17 protein-coding genes, 1 tRNA gene and 1 riboswitch are annotated in these 18,517 nt (G+C 58.7%); of the genes, 7 read left to right on the top strand and 11 right to left on the bottom strand.

What is annotated here, in order from left to right; all coding sequences use genetic code 11:
• The first annotated feature begins 49 nt into the window (after nucleotides 1-49).
• Entirely contained in the window at nucleotides 50-1,840 is a 1,791-nt protein-coding gene (locus NHF56_RS13255; RefSeq protein WP_252805284.1) for a glycosyltransferase, read from the top strand.
• A gap of 35 nt (nucleotides 1,841-1,875) precedes the next feature.
• On the opposite strand, the gene NHF56_RS13260 is transcribed toward NHF56_RS13255, so the two are convergent.
• Nucleotides 1,876-1,949 (bottom strand) — tRNA-Gly (locus NHF56_RS13260).
• A gap of 228 nt (nucleotides 1,950-2,177) precedes the next feature.
• Here NHF56_RS13260 and NHF56_RS13265 point away from each other — a divergent pair.
• Nucleotides 2,178-4,412 (top strand): methyl-accepting chemotaxis protein, encoded by a 2,235-nt coding sequence (locus tag NHF56_RS13265; RefSeq protein ID WP_252805286.1) that lies wholly within the window; start codon nucleotides 2,178-2,180, stop codon nucleotides 4,410-4,412.
• A gap of 10 nt (nucleotides 4,413-4,422) precedes the next feature.
• On the opposite strand, the gene NHF56_RS13270 is transcribed toward NHF56_RS13265, so the two are convergent.
• Complete coding sequence (locus NHF56_RS13270; RefSeq protein WP_252805288.1) at nucleotides 4,423-5,517, bottom strand: 2'-deoxycytidine 5'-triphosphate deaminase; 1,095 nt, start codon at nucleotides 5,515-5,517, stop codon at nucleotides 4,423-4,425.
• Nucleotides 5,518-5,586: 69 nt separating this feature from the next.
• Nucleotides 5,587-5,665: riboswitch (SAM riboswitch) on the top strand.
• Between the two features lie 43 nt (nucleotides 5,666-5,708).
• Between NHF56_RS13270 and NHF56_RS13275 the strand changes: the two genes are divergently transcribed.
• Nucleotides 5,709-6,893, top strand: a complete 1,185-nt coding sequence (locus NHF56_RS13275; protein WP_252805290.1) for an O-succinylhomoserine sulfhydrylase — start codon at nucleotides 5,709-5,711, stop codon at nucleotides 6,891-6,893.
• Between the two features lie 6 nt (nucleotides 6,894-6,899).
• Here NHF56_RS13275 and NHF56_RS13280 read toward each other — a convergent pair whose 3' ends face one another.
• Both NHF56_RS13280 and NHF56_RS13285 read right to left on the bottom strand, forming a co-directional pair.
• Nucleotides 6,900-7,733 carry an FTR1 family protein gene (locus NHF56_RS13280; RefSeq protein ID WP_252805292.1) on the bottom strand — a complete coding sequence of 278 codons (834 nt, stop codon included), beginning with the start codon at nucleotides 7,731-7,733 and terminating at the stop codon, nucleotides 6,900-6,902.
• Nucleotides 7,734-7,757: 24 nt separating this feature from the next.
• A complete protein-coding gene (locus NHF56_RS13285) occupies nucleotides 7,758-8,105 on the bottom strand; it encodes a cupredoxin domain-containing protein (RefSeq protein ID WP_252805294.1) in 348 nt (115 codons plus the stop codon).
• Nucleotides 8,106-8,391: 286 nt separating this feature from the next.
• Here NHF56_RS13285 and apaG point away from each other — a divergent pair, with 286 nt between their 5' ends.
• Nucleotides 8,392-8,784, top strand: a complete 393-nt coding sequence (gene apaG / locus NHF56_RS13290; RefSeq protein WP_252805295.1) for a Co2+/Mg2+ efflux protein ApaG — start codon at nucleotides 8,392-8,394, stop codon at nucleotides 8,782-8,784.
• Between the two features lie 67 nt (nucleotides 8,785-8,851).
• On the top strand, nucleotides 8,852-9,799 hold the full coding sequence (locus tag NHF56_RS13295) for a hypothetical protein (protein ID WP_252805296.1): 948 nt from the start codon (nucleotides 8,852-8,854) through the stop codon (nucleotides 9,797-9,799).
• A gap of 7 nt (nucleotides 9,800-9,806) precedes the next feature.
• On the opposite strand, the gene NHF56_RS13300 is transcribed toward NHF56_RS13295, so the two are convergent.
• The 3 genes from NHF56_RS13300 to NHF56_RS13310 form a co-directional block, all read right to left on the bottom strand.
• Nucleotides 9,807-11,636: a DEAD/DEAH box helicase gene (locus tag NHF56_RS13300; protein WP_252805297.1), complete on the bottom strand. Its 1,830-nt coding sequence runs from the start codon at nucleotides 11,634-11,636 to the stop codon at nucleotides 9,807-9,809.
• 120 nt (nucleotides 11,637-11,756) lie between these two features.
• A complete protein-coding gene (locus NHF56_RS13305) occupies nucleotides 11,757-12,152 on the bottom strand; it encodes a VOC family protein (protein WP_252805915.1) in 396 nt (131 codons plus the stop codon).
• Between the two features lie 73 nt (nucleotides 12,153-12,225).
• Nucleotides 12,226-12,651: a 4-oxalocrotonate tautomerase family protein gene (locus tag NHF56_RS13310; RefSeq protein ID WP_252805298.1), complete on the bottom strand. Its 426-nt coding sequence runs from the start codon at nucleotides 12,649-12,651 to the stop codon at nucleotides 12,226-12,228.
• A gap of 122 nt (nucleotides 12,652-12,773) precedes the next feature.
• Between NHF56_RS13310 and NHF56_RS13315 the strand changes: the two genes are divergently transcribed.
• Complete coding sequence (locus NHF56_RS13315) at nucleotides 12,774-13,376, top strand: TetR/AcrR family transcriptional regulator (RefSeq protein WP_252805917.1); 603 nt, start codon at nucleotides 12,774-12,776, stop codon at nucleotides 13,374-13,376.
• Nucleotides 13,377-13,423: 47 nt separating this feature from the next.
• Here NHF56_RS13315 and NHF56_RS13320 read toward each other — a convergent pair whose 3' ends face one another.
• The 3 genes from NHF56_RS13320 to NHF56_RS13330 all read right to left on the bottom strand — a co-directional run bounded on the left by NHF56_RS13320 (nucleotide 13,424) and on the right by NHF56_RS13330 (nucleotide 16,750).
• On the bottom strand, nucleotides 13,424-14,422 hold the full coding sequence (locus NHF56_RS13320; protein WP_252805299.1) for an Hsp33 family molecular chaperone: 999 nt from the start codon (nucleotides 14,420-14,422) through the stop codon (nucleotides 13,424-13,426).
• A 197-nt stretch (nucleotides 14,423-14,619) separates the two neighbouring features.
• Nucleotides 14,620-15,537 (bottom strand): ornithine carbamoyltransferase, encoded by a 918-nt coding sequence (gene argF, locus NHF56_RS13325; protein WP_252805304.1) that lies wholly within the window; start codon nucleotides 15,535-15,537, stop codon nucleotides 14,620-14,622.
• 25 nt (nucleotides 15,538-15,562) lie between these two features.
• Nucleotides 15,563-16,750, bottom strand: a complete 1,188-nt coding sequence (locus tag NHF56_RS13330; RefSeq protein WP_252805306.1) for an aspartate aminotransferase family protein — start codon at nucleotides 16,748-16,750, stop codon at nucleotides 15,563-15,565.
• 405 nt (nucleotides 16,751-17,155) lie between these two features.
• On the opposite strand from NHF56_RS13330, the gene NHF56_RS13335 reads away from it, so the two are divergent.
• Entirely contained in the window at nucleotides 17,156-17,689 is a 534-nt protein-coding gene (locus NHF56_RS13335; protein ID WP_252805919.1) for a GcrA family cell cycle regulator, read from the top strand.
• A 378-nt stretch (nucleotides 17,690-18,067) separates the two neighbouring features.
• On the opposite strand, the gene NHF56_RS13340 is transcribed toward NHF56_RS13335, so the two are convergent.
• Entirely contained in the window at nucleotides 18,068-18,415 is a 348-nt protein-coding gene (locus NHF56_RS13340) for a hypothetical protein (protein WP_252805308.1), read from the bottom strand.
• Nucleotides 18,416-18,517 lie beyond the last annotated feature (102 nt).

Consider the following 18,517-nt stretch of genomic DNA (forward strand, 5'->3'; position numbering starts at 1 on the left):
GTTTTTCAGGACTGATCGCTCCCACGTAGCCGATACCGACGCCCCTTTTTTGCTGGAGCGGCAGCTTCTCGCGCGGCTTGGCATCGGCAAACCACTGATTGAGGACGCTTCTGCAAGAGCCCGCTTGAATGGAACGGATATCGAATGCGAGTTGCTGGCGGGCGGGCAGATATCACCCGCGATCTATTATGAGGCGATGGCTGAATGTCTGGGCGTTCCGTTCATGGCCGATATCGCGCCTGAATGCGTCATTGACAACGAACATCTTGATACGCAGCTCATCGACCCGTCAATGCTGCGCGTCAGCCGCCCAACGGCAGCACCGATCATCGCCATATGTCCCAGGCTCGCGCACCTGCCAGCGCTTATCGAGCGTTGCGCTGAATCGGAGAATTTTCGCGAGGCACTCGCCGTTGCAGCACCCGACACGATCCGCGAAGCGGTCTGGCAGGCGGGATCAAACCGCCGGCTCGCTGCCTCCACCAACCGGCTCTTTGACAGAGCCTCCCACTTCAGCGCCCGCGTCACCTTCAGCGGTGCACAGGGTTTCGTGGCCGGTATTGCAACGACCGTTCTGGCCGGCATGTTGGTTTTTCAGCCAGACGTTACGCTTCAAGTCATGCACGTCGCGCTCGCGCTCCTTTATATGCTGTCGCTTTTCATCCGCATTCTGGCGGTGAGGCAAGGTCGCGCAGTCCCGCCGCCTCTGCCTACTGGTGATGCCCCCTTGCCGGTCTACACCATCCTCGTTGCCCTCTACCGGGAGGAAAATATCGTTCCCCAGCTTGTCCATGCGCTGCGGCGGATCGACTGGCCGGCATCACGGCTCGACATCAAATTGGTCTGCGAGGCCGATGATGCGCCAACGCTTGCCGCCGTGCGGCGACACGCGACTGCCCCGCAATTTGAAATCGTCGCGGTTCCACCATCGCTGCCGCGCACCAAGCCCAAGGCGCTCACCTATGCGTTGAATGCAGCGCGCGGCGAATTCCTCGTCATCTACGATGCCGAGGACCGGCCCCATCCGCTGCAACTGCGCGAGGCCTTTGCACGTTTTGCCGCCGGCGATGAAAGGCTTGCCTGCCTGCAGGCACCGCTCGTCATCGCCAATGCGGGCAATCACTGGATCAGCGCTCTTTTCGCGCTTGAATATTCAGCCCTCTTCCGCGCCATACTGCCACGTCTGGCAAGCCTGCGGCTGCCCATGCCGCTTGGGGGAACATCCAACCATTTCAAAACCGCAGCGCTTATCGAAGCCGGCGGGTGGGACCCTTACAATGTGACCGAGGATGCCGATCTTGGAACCCGCCTCAGCCGGCTCGGCTGGCATTGCGGCATGCTCACCCGTCCCACGCTGGAAGATGCACCCGAAGCTTACCGGATCTGGCACAATCAGCGCAGCCGCTGGTTCAAGGGCTGGATGCAGACCCTGCTGGTGCATCTGCGCAATCCGGTTCAGCTCATGCATGAAATCGGGCCTATCCCAGCCCTCACCTTCGTTGGCACCACAGGCGGCATGCTGTTCACCGCCATTGCCCACCCCGCACTCATTCTCACGCTGGCGGCAACCTCATTGTCGACCGAGGGAATGAGCGCCTGGGAAACCTTCCTTTACGTTGTCGACCTGTGCAATCTTTTCGGCAGCTACGCCATCTTTGCAGCACTCGGGCGGCTGCATATGACTGAGCGCGAACAGCAAACCGTGAGGAGACGCTGGATTGCCATTCCCCTTTACTGGATCATGATCTCGCTGGCGTCGTGGAAAAGCATATTCGAACTCTGGGCAAGACCCCATTTCTGGCAGAAAACACCCCATACGCCCGCAAAGAAAGCAGGTTGAGCCAAACGGCCAAGGTTTCGCGCATTTGGAAAAAATGGAGCGGGTGAAGGGAATCGAACCCTCGTATTCAGCTTGGGAAGCTGCTGCTCTACCATTGAGCTACACCCGCATCTGAGATGCTTTTCCATTCATCAAAGCCGGCGGCTTGTCAAGCGGTTCCGTTGGAGGGGGCGAAGACGGCTGCGGATCAGACCGCGCAGATCGTGCTCACCCAGCTCCACAACCTAAAATTCACTATTGCTAATAAAGACACCGTTAACCTTGCACCCGCAACTTCCAGCTGTCCCCGTCACATTGCCGTCGCGCAGATCGAAACAAGACGTTCAGGTGGAGTAAAATGTCGAATATTTCCGTGGGAACACGTTTCTGGATCGCTGTCCTCATTCCGTTGGCCATGGCGGTTTCGCTTGCCGGCTGGACCTTGGTCAATCTCAATAAAAATCGCGCACATATGAACGAGGTCGTTCAGGTCAGCGCATTTGTTGGCGATGTGGGCGCGGTGATGAAACACCTGCAGGTGGAGCGTGGCACCACCGCCGGCTTTATCGGTTCGGCAGGTGCTCAGATGGGCGACCAGATGCTCAAAGCCCGCGCCGGTACCGACGACATTCTCAAGAGCCTGCCGGTTCTCACCGCCGGGCTCGAGGCTCTTCACAACAACAACATCACGAAAGACTGGCAGTCCATCGTCACGAAGATCGCCTCACTTCAAGAGATTCGCAGCAGGGTGGATACACTAACGATCCCGGGTGCTGAATCGTTTGCCTATTACACCGGCATTATCGGCGACATGCTGGCGCTGAACCGAACCATGGCCGTGAAGGCAGCCGAGGGCAGCGTCGCCTTCAAACTCTCGGCCATCGTCGAGCTCATGAAGGCTGCTGAACTGGCCGGCCAGGAGCGCGGTCAGGGCGCCGGCATCATCGCGTCCGGGAAATATGCGCCCGGTCAATTCGACGCATTTTCCAAGTTCGGCGGCGCGCAGGCTTCCTTTCTTTCCAATTATGTTGACCTGCAGGATGCTCAGGCTGCCGACGCGGCAGAGGCTACGCTTCGATCGGACAGCGTTTCCGCATTTGAAAATATGCGCAAACAGCTGATCCGCATGGGTGATACCGATGCGGTCGAGGGTCTGGATGCCAGCCAGTGGTTTGCGGCGGCAACCGAGCGGATGGGCCAGATGGGCGGTCTGCTGAACACGTCGCTCAAGGACGTTGCCGCGCTTGCGCAGGACCATGCCAATGCCTCGCAATCCTCCCTCATCACGCTCGGGTCGGTGCTGGCGCTTGCAGTCGCCATTTCGATCCTTATCCCGGCTTCCATGGCCTTCACGGTTCTGCGGCCACTCAAGACACTCACCCGGACTATGCGCGATCTTGTCGACGACAAATGCGATGTGGAGGCTATTCCTTCGCTCGGCAATGACGAGGTGGGCAGCATGGCCAGCTCGGTGCGCGCCTTCGTTTACAAGACGCAGGAACGCATTGAACAAGAGCGCCAGGCCGAACTTCTTCTGGCCCGCGAGAAGGCCGAAGAGGAAGAGGCACAAAACGCCGAGCGCGCACGCATCGCCCAGGAGCAGGAAAATGCCATCGACGCGCTTGGCCGCGTGTTGGACGAACTCGCAAAGGGCAATTTCGAAAGCCGTATGTCGGACACCGAAATCTCCGAAACCTTCAAGCTCATGGTCAAGCGTTTCAACACCGCTTCGGAAATGATGCGCGAAGCAATGGCGGAGGTTCGCAGCACCTCGGTATTCGTTACCAGCAGCGCCAACACGCTGGCGGTCAATGCCGATGAGCTTTCGGTGCGCACGGAAGAGCAGCAGCGTTCGCTGGAACACAGCTCTGGCGCGTTACGCGCGCTCACCGAAAGCATCAAGTCAACCGCAAACAATGCCAAGCGCGCGCTGGAGGCTGCTGCCAGCAGCAAGAACCAGGCAGAGCGCTCCGGTGAAGTTGTTCGCAACGCCGTGGATGCCATGGGCGCGATCAACCAGTCCTCGGAGCAAATCGGCCAGATCATTGGTGTGATTGACGATATCGCCTTCCAGACCAACCTTTTGGCGCTTAATGCCGGCGTTGAAGCGGCCCGTGCGGGCGACGCCGGAAAGGGCTTTGCCGTGGTCGCCCAGGAGGTTCGCGAGCTTGCCCAGCGCTGTGCGGATGCTGCCAAGGAGATCAAGGCACTGATCTCGGTCAGTTCGGATCAGGTCAAATCCGGTGTCTCGCTCGTCGAACAGTCCGGCGAAGCACTGAATGCCATCATCGCGCATATCAACGAGACCAATGGCCTTGTCGATCTGATTGCGACAAACACGACCGAACAGTCCGCGCAGCTGAGCGAGGTTAACGGTGCTGTTCATGAAATCGAGAAACTGACCCAGAAGAATACTGAAATGGTGATTGGCAATTCGCTGGCCATTCACGAACTGACGGAAAAAGTGAACCAGCTGAACAACCGGCTTTCAAGCTTCAAGACGCGCGATGCCCTTGCGTCGAAAGACTATAAGGGGCCGGAGCGCCGCGGTCTGAAACACTATCTCGATGCACAAAAGGCCAGAGTTGCCTGATTGGGCTATCTCAAACCTTGAAATGCTTTGAAAGCTTCAGGCCCTGCGCCTGATAATTGGAACCGAGGCCGGTGCCGTAAAGGGCTTCCGGCCTCTCCTGCATGTGTTCATAGACAAGCCGCCCGACGATCTGCCCATGCTCGAGAATGAAGGGCACTTCGTGGCTGCGCACTTCAAGCACCGCGCGGCTTCCCGAGCCGCCAACGGGAGCGTGGCCAAACCCCGGATCGAAGAAGCCGGCATAGTGCACACGGAATTCACCCACCAGCGGATCAAACGGCGTCATCTCAGCGGCATATAGCGGCGGCACATGCACGGCTTCGCGCGACACCAGAATGTAGAATTCGTCCGGGTCGAGGATCAGCTCGCGTCGCCCGCGGCCATAGATCGGCTCCCAGAAATCGAGGACATCATGCGCGCCCTTGCGGTCCACATCGACCACGGATGTGTGATGCTTGCCGCGATAGCCCACCAGCCCATCTTCACCGGTGCCTTCCAGATCAATGGAAAGCGCAATACCGCCGCCGGAGACGTTCGGCATCTCAGAGGCAACCAGCCCTTCGCTTGCATGGAGCGCCATCACTTCGCTTTCGCTCAACAGCGCATTGCCGCTGCGGAAGCGGATTTGCGACAGGCGCGAGCCCTTGCGCACAACCACAGGAAAAGTGCGCGGCGAGATTTCGAGATAGAGCGGCCCTTTGTAGCCAGCCGGTACCTTGTCGAATTCCTGCGCCCGATCCGTCATCACACGGGTGAAGATATCCAGCCGCCCGGTCGAGCTTTTCGGGTTCGTAGAGGCGGAAAGATTGGCCGGCAGGTCCACGCTTTCCATCAGCGGCACGATATAGACGCAGCCGGTTTCCAGCACCGCACCCTCGGAAAGATCGACCACATGCAATTGCAACCGCTCGAGCTTGTCTGCCACCAGATGCTGCGGGCCCGGCATGAAAGCCGCCCGCACGCGAAACGCCTTCGCGCCGAGGCGCAAATCCAGACTGGCGGGCTGGATCTGGTCCTTGTCGAGCGGCGCTTCGCTTTGCAGGCGTCCGCTGTCAAACAATTGCTTGATGGCCCGGTCGGCCAGAATTCCGGTTTCGCGTATCATGGTGTCTTCCTCTGGCGAGACAAAACCAAACTCGAATGATTGACGCAAGCACGCTCAAGCAGTAAAGACCCTTTATCCCGTGGTGATTTGGCCGGTCGGCTTGCTGCCACGTTAAACAAGTAGCTAAAGAGGCCGGGGCGATGAGCCGGTCCTTTTGCGACCGGCTTTTTTGTTATGAGATTGGAACGCACATGAGCAAGAACTGGCAACCGGCAACGCAACTCGTACATGGCGGAACGCTGCGCTCGCAATTCGGCGAAGTATCGGAATCGATCTTCCTTACGCAAGGTTTTGTCTACGAAACGTCGGCGGCTGCAGAAGCCCGCTTCAAGGGCGAAGATGACGGCTTCATCTATGCCCGTTATGGCAGCCCCACCAATGATATGTTCGAAAAGCGCATGTGCATGCTGGAAGGCGCGGAAGATGCGCGCGCCACAGCATCCGGCATGGCCGCCATTTCCGCCGCCATCCTCTGCCAGTTGAAGGCCGGCGATCATATCGTGGCCGCCCGCGCGCTGTTCGGTTCCTGCCGTTACATTGTCGAAACGCTGGCCCCGAAATACGGTATCGGCTGCACACTGGTTGACGGTCGGGATCTGGCCAATTGGGAAGCGGCCATCCGCCCCAACACCAAGGTCATGTTCCTGGAAAGCCCGACCAATCCGACGCTCGAAATCGTCGATATTGCCGGTGTCGCCAAGCTCGCCAAGCAGATCGGTGCCAAGCTTGTCGTCGACAATGTGTTTGCAACGCCTCTGTTCCAGAAGCCGCTGGAACTCGGTGCCGATGTCGTTTGCTACTCTGCAACCAAGCATATTGACGGTCAGGGCCGCAGCCTTGGCGGCGTCATCCTTTCCTCCAAGGAATGGATTGACGAGAACCTGCACGACTATTTCCGCCATACCGGACCGGCCATGTCACCGTTCAATGCGTGGCTTCTGCTGAAAGGTCTTGAAACCATGCCGCTGCGCGTGCGCCAGCAGACGGAAAATGCAAGCCGCGTGGCCGATTTCCTGGCTGAGCACAAGGCCGTTGCCCGCGTGATCTATCCCGGCCGCGCCGACCATCCGCAGGCCGATATCATTGCCAAGCAGATGACGGGCGGTTCAACGCTGATCTGCTTCGAGTTGAAGGGCGGCAAGGAAGCAGCCTTTGCCATGCAGGATGCGCTGGACATCATCACGATTTCCAACAACCTGGGCGATGCCAAGAGCCTGATCACGCATCCGGCCACCACCACGCACAAGAACCTGACCGACGAAGCCCGTGCAGAGCTCGGAATTTCGCCCGGCACCGTTCGCCTGTCGCTCGGCATCGAAGATGGCGGCGATCTGCTTGGTGATCTCGAGCAGGCCCTTTCGAAGGTGAAGGCTTAAACGCTTTTATCGACTGGCGGCTGCCTGCGGTGTTTTTGCATGGCGGGCGGTCGCAAATGTCAGCGCGGCAACGGCCAGCAAGGTGACGAGATAGACCAGCACCTGCAATTCGCTCGGTCGTTGCGCATAGCCGATCATCGTATGCATGACCCGGCCAAGCATGCTGTTTTCATCCAATATCCACGACGTATCCCAAGCGGTGGCCGAAAGCCATGAAACCTTGCCTGCCTTTTCCAGAAAGGCCGCACTTTGCGAGGCCATGGCGGCGGCAAGGAAGGTGATCAGCAGTGTTGTGACCGAAAAGAGGTGGCGCATGGGGATTTTGACCAGACCGAAATAGGTGAGCGCTGAAACGCAAGCGCCGAGCGCCAGCCCCGCAACCGAACCGAGCGCCAGCGACGTCCAGCTCTCGCCGCCAGCCAGGACGATACCGTACATGAAGAGCGCCACTTCCGCGCCTTCGCGCAGCACCGCAACGCCAACCACGATAGCAAGCGCTGCAAGAGGCCGGCTGCCGTCTTCCACCTCGCTTCCCGCCTTCATCAGGTGAGCGGCCAGTTCACGCCCGTGATGGGCCATCCAGAGATTGTGCCAGATCAGCATGACGACTGCGACGGCGAGCACGCCTGCATCGAAAAGCTCCTGCCCAAAGCCATCCGCCCAGCGCGAGACAGCACCGGCGAAGAAGGCCAGAAGAACGCTCCCGGCCACACCACCGGCCACGCCGCCTGCGATCCACCATCGGCTCCCCGAAACCAGCTTCGTGGCTGCCAGCAGAATGCCGACAACCAGCCCGGCCTCAAAGACTTCGCGAAAGACGATGATCAATGCGCCCAGCATGGTGCTCTCCCCACTTGTCAGCCTTTATTCGGCAATGATGTAGCCAATGACGTCATTTTTCCGGAAGTCGTCGAAGAATTCGTATTTTCCGGGCTCTTGCGGACGAACATTCACCACAATGTCAAACGTTCCCGGCACCAGCTTTTCCACGTCAAGGTCGGAGGATTCAAACTCGGCTGGGGCCTTGTTCTTGTTGGTGACCTTGATGCGGAACGGTTCACCGGCCTTCACCTTGAGCTCGCTCGGGGTGAATTGCGCGCCATCGATCGTCACATCATAGGTGGTCATATCCGAAGCGCTCGCAAAAGCCGCGGTGCTGAGAATTGCAGTTGCTGTTGCTGCGGCGAGAATAGACTTGTTCCATTTCAACATATGTGCACTCCTTGCCGTCACGGCGGACGTCCATCTTCATCTTGCAAGAATGGTCTCCGTCCGTAAGACGATATTATGACATATGCGGTCAAGAAATAATTTGTCGCACCTTTGTTGGCCCATGGCAGCTTCCGGCAAGCTTCATTGGCCATATTTCGGCAGGGCGACCTTGTATAATATAGTCCTGAACGGGCCTTGAATTGCCGCTGACGAACGCATTGATATAAGTTCAAAATCTTTACGGAACGGGCAGTTCGCCCACCCTGAACAGATTGCGAAGGCTGATATGTACCGCGCGCTAACACGCGACATCGAAGTGACGGTGGAACCTTATTATCTGGAGGAGCAATCCGATCCGGACGACAGCCGCTATGTGTGGGGCTACCGCATCGTGATTTCCAATTTTTCAGAAAAATCCGTGCGCCTGATGCAGCGCTATTGGCACATTACCGATGAAAACGGACAGGTTGACGAAGTCAGCGGCCCCGGTGTTATTGGCGAACAACCAACACTCGGGCCCGGCGACACTTACGAATATTCCTCCGGCTGCCCGCTCGACACCCCGTCCGGCCTCATGTTCGGCCACTACACAATGGAAGCCGAAGGCGGCGAAGTCTTCGACGTCGACATCCCCGCCTTCTCGCTCGATATCCCGAACCTCACCCGGACGCTGAATTAAACAGGACGCAGCCGTCAAGTTCCATGCAAGGCTGTATTTCTAATCTTCCCTCAACAGTGAGGGTAGCATGAACGTTCAGGGTATTGGTCAAGCAGGTTTATTTGTTGACAGGTCGGCAACGTCTTCCAAGTCCAGAGAAGCCGCACCCTCTGCGACGGACAATCCAGCTCTGACTATTCTGGACGCAGTTGCGGGTGATGATGAGGACATCGGACTATATGCGCAGAACGGTCAGGCCGTCGCAGCCATGGCCCAGCGCTATACGGCTGCGCCTAACGGCTATGAAATCTATATGCCGGTGCGTGAAGGTTATAGCTCCAACAATCTGGCGCTTGCCATTACCGATCCATCCGCCGAGCCCTTTTCCGGCGGCCTGACGAAGGCAGAGGTGACAGAAGCGGCCCGCAAATCACTTGATGCACAGTATGCGCGCATGAAGGCCGATGGCAGCCCTTTTCAGTACAACAGTTTTGAAGGCGTCGACTGGTATTCGGCCTTCGGCGAACTCGACCGGCGCGCGCTGAACGCCATCACCACTGACGACAACGGGCTCTTCACGAAAGAAGAAAAGAACGTTGCACAATCCATCATGTCGCAACAGCAGGGGCTGGCTATGGGCCTCTATTCCGGGCCCACACGTCTTGCAGGCGACTTTCAGTCTGCGCATGCCACGTTCAGCGACGGAACCGAAGGGACCATGAACATGGCCAAGACTGCCGTCGAGTGGCTCGACAAGCTCAGCCTTGATGAAAAAACCACGTCTCGCACTTGGGTGGAACAGCGCGCAGTCAATCAGAAGGTCTACGAGGACAAAGCCAAAAGCCTTGGCCGCGAGCCCGATGATCTCAGTTCGGGCTCCTCGTTTGTCGACATGCTGATCCGCTCCATGAAGGAACTGGAGGACATGGGGCCGGATCATGGGCTCACAGATACCCCATCATACAGCAAGGTCTGGACGCTATTCGACCAGTACCGCGCCGATATGGAGCCGGATAAACGGACTTTCTTCGTTTAGCGCGGTCTCAATCCTTCTTGCGCGGCTTTTTCTTCCAGTCCGGCTTGCCACCCTTGGACGCCGGCTTTCCGCCCGGTTTGCCCTTGAATGGCTTGCCACCCTCCTTGGCGAAAGTCTTCTTGCCCCAGCCAGGCTTCTTGGCTCCACCATCGCGGTCGCCGTCGCGGTCGTTGCGTTTTCTCGGACCTGAGAGATCGGGCGCGCCGTCGAGCTGCTTGACGCGCATACTGCCTTCGATCAGCATTTTCGGGCCGAGCGCGGCGGCGAAATCACCGGCGGCGCTGGCGTGAATTTCCACGAAGGTTTCCACCGGCTGCATTTTGATGGCGCCGATATCGCGCTTGGAAATATTGCCGTTGCGGCATAGCATCGGGATCAGCCAGCGGGGCTCGGCATTCTGCTTGCGGCCGACCGAGAGCGAGAACCACACGCTTTCATCGAAGTCTTCACGCGCCCTGGAGGGCTGAGCGTCGAAATTGTTTTCGCGCGCCGGTCTGCCGTCCCGGCTCTTCGGCTGCGTGATCGACACTTCCTGAATGTCTTCCGGCGCAAAACGCGTGGCGCGGAACTGGCGGATATAGGCGGCAGCGATATTTTCAGCGCCATGGGCGGCAATCAGTGCCGCAACCACATCGCGCTCGCCCTCTTCAACCGGACGGCTCAACTCGTTATCGGCCATCAGCCGCTCGTCGTCGCGCTTCAGAATGGCTTCGGCTGCGGGCGGATTGGCCCACTCGGCCTGAATGCCGGCTGTGCTGAGCAGACGCTCGGCCTTGCGGCGTGCGGGCAGCGGAACGATGAGGGCTGAAACGCCTTTGCGCCCTGCCCGGCCCGTGCGGCCGCTGCGGTGCTTCAGCGTTTCTGCATTGGTCGGCAGGTCCGCATGCACCACCAGTTCCAGGCTCGGCAGATCGATCCCGCGGGCGGCCACGTCGGTTGCAATGCAGACGCGCGCACGGCCATCGCGCATGGCCTGCAGCGCGCGGCTGCGCTCTTCCTGCGTCAGTTCACCCGACAGCGAGACAGCCGGAAAGCCGCGGTTGGAAAATCGCGAAGTGAGGTGCGAAACGGCTGCACGCGTGGAGCAGAAAACAATCGCCGTTGCCGCATCATAATAGCGCAGCGTGTTGAGGATTGCATTTTCGCGGTCGGGTGCGGCGCAGACCAGCGCGCGGTATTCAATATCGCTATGCTGCTTTTCTTCCGCAGCGGTGGTGATGCGAAGCGCGTCGCGCTGATAGCTCTTGGCGAGCGCTGCAATCGATTTCGGCACGGTGGCCGAAAACATCAGCGTGCGCCGCTCTTCAGGTGCGGCTTCCAGAATGAATTCCAGATCCTCGCGAAAGCCGAGGTCGAGCATTTCGTCGGCCTCGTCCAGCACAACGGCGCGCAGGTTGGTCATGTCGAGATTGCTGCGACCGATATGATCGCGCAGACGGCCCGGCGTGCCGACGACAATGTGGCTGCCGCGCTCCAGCGCCCGGCGCTCGTTGCGCACGTCCATACCGCCCACGCAAGTGGCAATCACCGCTCCGGCTTCGGCATAAAGCCATTCCAGCTCGCGCGCCACCTGAATGGCAAGTTCCCGCGTCGGAGCAATTGCCAGTGCCAAAGGTGCTTCCGCGGGGCCAAAGCGCTTGCCGCCTGCCAGAACGTCGGGTGCAATCGCCAGACCAAAGGCAACCGTCTTGCCGGAACCGGTCTTTGCCGAAACCAGCGCATCGCGGCCCTCGAGTTCGGGCGCAATCACAGCTTCCTGAACGGGGGTGAGACTGTCGTAGCCGCGCTTTTCAAGCGCAGTGAGAAGAGGCGTTGCCACGCCATCAATATGGAGCATGAAGTTTTCTTTCGGGAACAAAGGCCGCGACACCAAGCGCAGCGGAGCAAATCTTGCCGCGCTTCTACATGGAGATGGGCGAAATGTACAGTGGGTGGTCGCCAAGACCCCCGCAGTGTCTCAGGCCAGACAGTCCAGCATCCATTGGACACCGAATTTGTCGGTAAGCTTGCCGTAATAGGAACCCCACGGCTGCAAGGCCAAAGGCGTGGTCACCCTGCCATCTTGAGACAATTTCTCAAATAGACACTCGGTCTTGCCACGATCTTCCATAATGAGAATGTGAGATGAGCCACGCATGGGCTCAGCATCATGATTGTCCGACGCAAAAAATAGAACGCCGGGACCTTCGAACCGTGCGTGCATCACCTTGCCAACGGTCGTTTCGCTGGCGACCGGAATGCCGTGGTCTCCGTGTCGCATCAACGTTGTCACCCGGCCAAGGCCACATTCGGCATAAAAGGAGAGCGCGGCCTCGCATTCGGTGGTGAAAAATAGATAATTGGCAAGCTGCATGGCTTTTTCCTTTGCAACGAACCGGGCAGCAATCGCGCCCGGCACGCATTCTTATTCCACAGGACGCGGCACCTTATGCGGCAGCGCTTGCAGCGATCGCCTGTCCAAGACCTGCGCTGTCGTAGCTGTCGCCGGCGATGCCCCAGCCACCCTCAGGGGCATAGACGATGTTAGACCAGATATGCTCGCGCCTGAGCCTGCCGCCGGCGGCCTTTTCAACGACGCTGGTTGCCTTTTCAATGAAGGCCTGTTTTGCCTCCGGCGTCGCCAGGGCAACCAAAGGCAGTTTCAGCTCCACGAATGCGGCGTCAACCGGCTTACCTCCAGCAAGCACACGCCCCTTCGGCAGTGTGTGTATCGAACCAACGACATTCGCTGTCATAAACGGGTTCCCGGTCAATTCAGAAACCTCGAGAAGCGCGTCTGTGAGCCCGGCAAATGCTTCCGCCTCAGCCTCGGCCGACAGCAGACCTTCGGGGATTGTGAGTGTGATAGGCATAACTTTTCTCCTTGTTGGGAATAGGGCGCAAGTTTTATATACTGAACGCTCTCTATCGATACACATCGATTGCTCTCTATGCAAGCCATAAAGAGCAATCACTCTTAAAAAAGGATTACATCATGCGCTACAGCGCCGAACATAAAGAGCAGACGCGGACCAGGGTCATTCTTGCCGCCGGACAGGTGTTCCGAAAAGAAGGCTATGGGGGAGCCGGCATTGATGCTTTGACGAAGGCGGCAGGCGTCACCAACGGCGCTTTCTACGGCCATTTCAAGTCAAAGAGAGAAGCTTTCCGCACTGCAGTCGTCGCGGGTATGGAAGAGCTCCGGCAGGGAATTGCAGCACTCAAGACCGAACAGCCGCGTGATTGGCTCAAGAGCTTTGTCAGCTACTATCTCGGATATAAGCGCACATGCGACCTTGGGGAAAGTTGCGCTCTGCCAGCGCTTTCCGCTGACGTAATGCGAGCCGATGACGAGACGCGGCGCTGTTACACCGAAGAATTGGAGCGCCTGACGGCAGAGATCGCATCCGGTCTGACGAATGAAGGTTCGCAGCATTCTCCCGAAGACCGGGCCTTACTATTGCTGGCACTGCTGGCCGGTGGCGCGACGCTTGCGCGCGCGGTGTCGGATGAGGCCTTATCTGAAAGGATTGCCCATTTGGTAACAGAACAAGCCATGCACAACGGGCTATCGCAAGAGACTCAAAGCGGCACATAGCCGGAAAACTAACCGGAGGAGCATCACCCCGCCGGTCGTTTCTCACCTCACTCCCCCATATTGCGCACTTCTTCCGCCGAAAAGCGGTAGGTCGTGGAGCAGAACTGGCAGGTGACGCTGATGAGGTCGTCTTCGAGGCTTTCCTGAATTTCCTCTTCGGACAGTCCCGCCAGCACGCCGCCGATCTTGTCGCGCGAGCATGAGCATTTGTCGTAGACCGTGTGAGCGTCGTAGACGCGCACGCCGCGCTCGTGGAACAGGCGGAAGAGCAGGCGTTCTGCTGTTACGTTCGGGTCGGTCAGTTCGTCTGCGTCGATGGTTTCCACCATGGCGCGGGCTTCCGTCCAGTGGTCATCCTCAGCCAGCTGATGGCCTTCCTCGTCGCCATCGCCGCCGGGAAGATCCGGCAGGCGCATGCGCTCGGGCGCTTCGGGCAGAAACTGGGCAATCAGCCCGCCGGCACGCCAGCCATGGCGCGGCTTGCCGTCTTCGTCGCGGTCGATGAGTTCGGCAGCGCTCAGGCGCACAGCCGTCGGGATCTGTTCGGATTGCCGAAAATAGGTTTCGGCAATGCGCTCCAGACTTTCACCTGCCAGCGGCACAATGCCCTGATAGGGCTGCATATGGGCACCCTGGTCGATGGTGAAGGCCAGCACGCCTGCGCCCAAAAGCTCCTGCGGCTCGGTGCGGCCGTTGGCAACGGCTTCCGCCAGCCGCTCCTCGTCGAAGCGCGCGTAAGCCCGAACGGCGTCAGGGGCTGCAAAATCGGCCACCAGCAGATCCACCGGGCCATCGCTTTGTGTCTGCACAATGAACTTGCCCTCGAATTTCAGCGAGGTGCCAAGCAGCACAGTCAACACCACGGCCTCGGAAAGAAGCCGGGCCACGGGGGCTGGATATTTGTGGCGCTCGAGAATGGCGTCCAGCATGGGGCCGAGCTGCACGGCGCGGCCGCGCACATCAAGGCCTTCCACCTGGAACGGCACAACATTGTCATCGCCGGCGTGGTCGAATTCGCCGAGACCAGCAGTCATCACATCACTCATCATAGAAACTCCTGCGGCCTTGCAACCGTTTTCAAAACCCAGCGTGTCGCCGCAACGTGTATCGGGATTTTTCGCCAGAAATGGCAAAGTTGCCGATTAGATGGTCATGGCGTCGCCGTTTTTCAACATCGACGCCCACGCGGCTTCCTTTGACGCTTTATAGGACAAAAGCGCGCAATCACACAAATCGGGAACGATCAGATCGCGCCGAGGCACCATGCCAGGATCGATTTTTGCGCATGCAGGCGGTTTTCAGCCTCATCAAAGACCACAGACTGCGGGCCGTCGATCACGCTGTCGGTCACTTCCTCGCCGCGGTGGGCCGGCAGGCAATGCATGAAGAGTGCATTGTCGTTTGCCTTTTCCATCAGCTTGGGGTTCACCTGATAGGGCATGAAAATATTGTGGCCGCGGGCCTTGTGTTCCTGGTTCATGGAAACCCAGGTATCGGTCACCACGCAGTCAGCGCCGGAAACCGCTTTCTCGGCATCATGCGTCAGCATCACCTTGCCGCCATTGTTGCGCGCCCAGTTCAGGAACCGGTCCTCCGGCTCCGATCCCATGGGCACGGCCATGTTCATCTGATAGCCAAAACGGGCTGCCCCTTCCACAAAGGAATGCAGCACATTGTTGCCGTCGCCGGTCCAGGCAATCGTCTTGCCTTCCACCGGCCCGCGATGCTCTTCGAAGGTCATGATATCGGCCATGATCTGGCAGGGATGCGTGTCGTCGGTCAGGGCGTTGATCACCGGCACGGTCGCCGCATCGGCCAGTTCCAGCAGGCGGGAATGGTCGGTGGTGCGGATCATGATCGCATCCACGAAACGGGAGAGAACCTTGGCCGTGTCGCCGATGGTTTCGGCGCGGCCAAGCTGCATTTCGGTGCCGGAAAGAAACAGCGTCTCGCCGCCGAGCTGGCGCATGCCGACATCGAAGGACACGCGCGTGCGCGTCGACGGTTTTTCGAAAATCATGGCCAGCGTCTTGCCTTCCAGCGGCTTGTCGCCCTTGCCGGCTTTCAGCGCCTGTTTGCGGGTTTTCGCGTCATCCATGATCAGCCGCAAATCGGCTGCGGAAACGGCGGATAGGTCCAGAAAATGTTTTACCGATGCCATATGACTCAATTCCTGAAATACTGGGTTAGCCGGCGGCCTGTTGTACGCGTTCAAGCGCATGTTCGATGCGGTTGATCCCGTCACGTGCTTCTTCGGCTGTGGTGGTCAGCGGCGGCAGAATGCGGATCACATTGTCCGCTGCCAGCACGCCCAAAACCTTTTCCTCACGCATGGCGGCCAGGAGGTCCGCATTCGGCGTTTTCGTCTTGATGCCCAGGAAAAGTCCCTCGCCGCGGATTTCCTCAATAACTTTGGGAAAGCGATCTTTCAGCGATTCCAGCCCCTGGCGGAAGACGAGTGCCACATCGCGTACATGCTCCAGAAAACCGTCCGCCAGAACGACATCCAGCACCGCGTTTCCGGCTGCCATGGCGAGCGGGTTGCCGCCATAGGTCGAACCATGGGTGCCGGCGACCATGCCCGATGAGGCCTCTTCGGTCGCCAGGCACGCGCCGACGGGAAAACCGCCGCCGATACCCTTGGCAACCGCCATGATATCAGGCGCCACACCGCTCGCCTCGTAGGAGAAGAGCTTTCCGGTGCGGCCGACACCGCCCTGCACATCGTCGAAAATCAGCAGCATGCCCTTTTCATCGCAAAGCGTGCGCAAAGCGCGCAGGAATGCGTGGTCGGCGGCGCGAATGCCGCCCTCACCCTGAATGGGCTCAATCAGAATGCCAGCCGTCTTTTCGCTGACCGCCGCCTTCACGGCATCCAGATCACCAAAGAGAACGCGGGTAAAACCGGGTGCCTTGGGACCGAAACCTTCAATATATTTGTCGGTGCCGCCGGCTGCCACGGTCGTGGTCGTGCGGCCGTGGAAGGCATTGTCAAAGGTGATAATCTCGAAACGGTCCGGCTCGCCTTTGGAGAAGAAATAGCGCCGCGCGGTCTTGATGGCGCATTCCAGGGCCTCGGCACCTGAATTGGTGAAAAACACACGGTCGGCAAAGGTCACATCGGTCAGCCGTTTTGCCAGCCGCTCCTGTCCGGGCGACTGATAAAGGTTCGAGGTGTGCCACAGTTTTTCAGTCTGCTTTTTCAGCTCTTCCACCAGATGCGGATGGGCATGCCCAAGCGCATTGACGGCAATGCCGGAGGCAAAATCCAGATAGCGCTCGCCATCCTCGGTTATCAGCCACACGCCTTCACCTCGCTCAAACCGCAGCGGAATGCGGTTATAGCTATTATAGAGTGAAGAGGCGTCTGCCATGGCTCTTGTCTCCCGGAGCGCGTGAACGATTTTGTTTTCAGGGGTTTCGACCGCGGGTGGAAGGACCACCTTAAATCAAAAATGCCGCCAGTTATGGCGGCGGGCGCACTATCGTCATTTCGCGCCTTATTGTCAATAAAGCCTTGGAATCCGGGCAGCGCGCACGCAAAATGCGGGTTTAGGCGCGCGCATTTTCTCCATCAAGTTGGGGAAAAGTTGAAAAATCGATTCGAGCGATTCACGGGACTCTTGTCACGGAGTCCCGCGCCTACTAGGTTAATAAAAGATTACTAGACGCGAGCGGCGGACCTAGTCACCACGATATGTACAAGCGTAGCGGGCGCCGGATCGGTTCCGGGCCATGGTGAGGGATTCTGTCTAGGGAAGCGGAACAGGAGAATGAACGTGAGCTGGACCGACGAGCGGGTAGAAAAACTCAAGAAACTGTGGGCCGAGGGCCTGAGCGCCAGCCAGATTGCTGCGCAGCTGGGCGGCGTGAGCCGCAATGCCGTCATCGGCAAGGTGCACCGTCTGTCCTTGCCGGGCCGGGCAAAGGCCGGCGGCACAGCCGCGCCGCGCGCGCCGAAGCGGCAGGCACCGGCCCCGCGTGCGCCGAGCTATAACGCCACATCGCGACCGGCAGCGCCGCGTTCGGCCCCGCGCTCTGTTGGTGCAACAGCCCTTCGCCAGGACCCCGATGCGAGCATTTTCGAAGAGATCGAGATTGATCGTGCAGACAATGTGGTCGTGCCGATTTCACGGCGGCTGGCGCTAACGGAACTCTCCGAGCGCACCTGCAAGTGGCCGGTCGGCGATCCGCTGAAAGAGGATTTCCATTTCTGCGGCAATGACTCGCCTGAAAATACGCCCTACTGCACTTACCATGCGCGGCTGGCCTATCAGCCAACCGGCGAACGCCGCCGTGCCGCATCGCGTTGAGTACGACTTCCTGCGTAAATCAAATCTGCGGGTCCTTCGGGGCCCGTTTTTTTTGTTTGGAATAATCGACGCCGGCAACGGCCGACCATGACAGGAAAACCGGCTCAATCGTCGTTGCGACGCCAGGTCCAATTGAAGTCCATCGCGAAAACATAGGCTGCAAATGCGCCGGCGGTGATTGCAAACAGCAGTGTGTCACTCATGGCTTTCTCCATCGTTTGGAGATGAAACGCACGACAGGGATTTTTGATCCCATTGTTTTTGCACATTATCGCCAGAGAGCGGCCAGATTGTGGCCCCAAGCGTGAGAGGGCGCAAACAAAACCCGCCGGACAAGGGCGGGTTTCAATGGGCGTGACGTTTTGCCGTTCCACCGGATTAGCGGAAGGTAAACTTCTTTCCTTTGTAAGGACCACTGGTGTAGCGCAGAAGATATTTGTTCTTAGATACCTCCTCCACCGTGAAGGTTTGGCTCGAACCATCGCTCAGCTTCATAGAGACCGATTTGGAGCCGACTTTGTAGGTGCCGGTAAGGGCCTTGCTGCCCTTATGCTTCATCGTCACCTTGCCGCCACCGGCGCCTCCGCCGAATGTCGCTACCGAGCCTGCGTCAAACGACATTTTCCGGTTGCTCATAAAGCTCTGCAATGCGCTTCCCGTCATAGAATCCGCAAAAGCAGGCCAAGCGAGCGCTAGCGCGAAAAGAGTTACCATCAACTTCTTCAAGTCTGTTCTCCTAAGTTCAGTCCTCCACAACCTCCCATAGGAGGCCGCAACCTCTAATATGTTAAAGAAACGAAGAAATCCCTAACACAGCGCGGCAATTCG

This window comes from Rhizobium sp. L1K21 (genome assembly GCF_024055895.1).
Classification (GTDB): Bacteria; Pseudomonadota; Alphaproteobacteria; order Rhizobiales; family Rhizobiaceae; genus Ensifer_A.

Coding starts and splice junctions, on each gene's coding strand:
- NHF56_RS13265 (WP_252805286.1), top strand. CDS start 2,178: ATGTCGAATATTTCCGTGGGAACACGTTTCTGGATCGCTGTCCTCATT.
- NHF56_RS13270 (WP_252805288.1), bottom strand. CDS start 5,517: ATGATACGCGAAACCGGAATTCTGGCCGACCGGGCCATCAAGCAATTG.
- NHF56_RS13275 (WP_252805290.1), top strand. CDS start 5,709: ATGAGCAAGAACTGGCAACCGGCAACGCAACTCGTACATGGCGGAACG.
- NHF56_RS13280 (WP_252805292.1), bottom strand. CDS start 7,733: ATGCTGGGCGCATTGATCATCGTCTTTCGCGAAGTCTTTGAGGCCGGG.
- NHF56_RS13285 (WP_252805294.1), bottom strand. CDS start 8,105: ATGTTGAAATGGAACAAGTCTATTCTCGCCGCAGCAACAGCAACTGCA.
- apaG (WP_252805295.1), top strand. CDS start 8,392: ATGTACCGCGCGCTAACACGCGACATCGAAGTGACGGTGGAACCTTAT.
- NHF56_RS13295 (WP_252805296.1), top strand. CDS start 8,852: ATGAACGTTCAGGGTATTGGTCAAGCAGGTTTATTTGTTGACAGGTCG.
- NHF56_RS13300 (WP_252805297.1), bottom strand. CDS start 11,636: ATGCTCCATATTGATGGCGTGGCAACGCCTCTTCTCACTGCGCTTGAA.
- NHF56_RS13305 (WP_252805915.1), bottom strand. CDS start 12,152: ATGCAGCTTGCCAATTATCTATTTTTCACCACCGAATGCGAGGCCGCG.
- NHF56_RS13310 (WP_252805298.1), bottom strand. CDS start 12,651: ATGCCTATCACACTCACAATCCCCGAAGGTCTGCTGTCGGCCGAGGCT.
- NHF56_RS13315 (WP_252805917.1), top strand. CDS start 12,774: ATGCGCTACAGCGCCGAACATAAAGAGCAGACGCGGACCAGGGTCATT.
- NHF56_RS13320 (WP_252805299.1), bottom strand. CDS start 14,422: ATGAGTGATGTGATGACTGCTGGTCTCGGCGAATTCGACCACGCCGGC.
- argF (WP_252805304.1), bottom strand. CDS start 15,537: ATGGCATCGGTAAAACATTTTCTGGACCTATCCGCCGTTTCCGCAGCC.
- NHF56_RS13330 (WP_252805306.1), bottom strand. CDS start 16,750: ATGGCAGACGCCTCTTCACTCTATAATAGCTATAACCGCATTCCGCTG.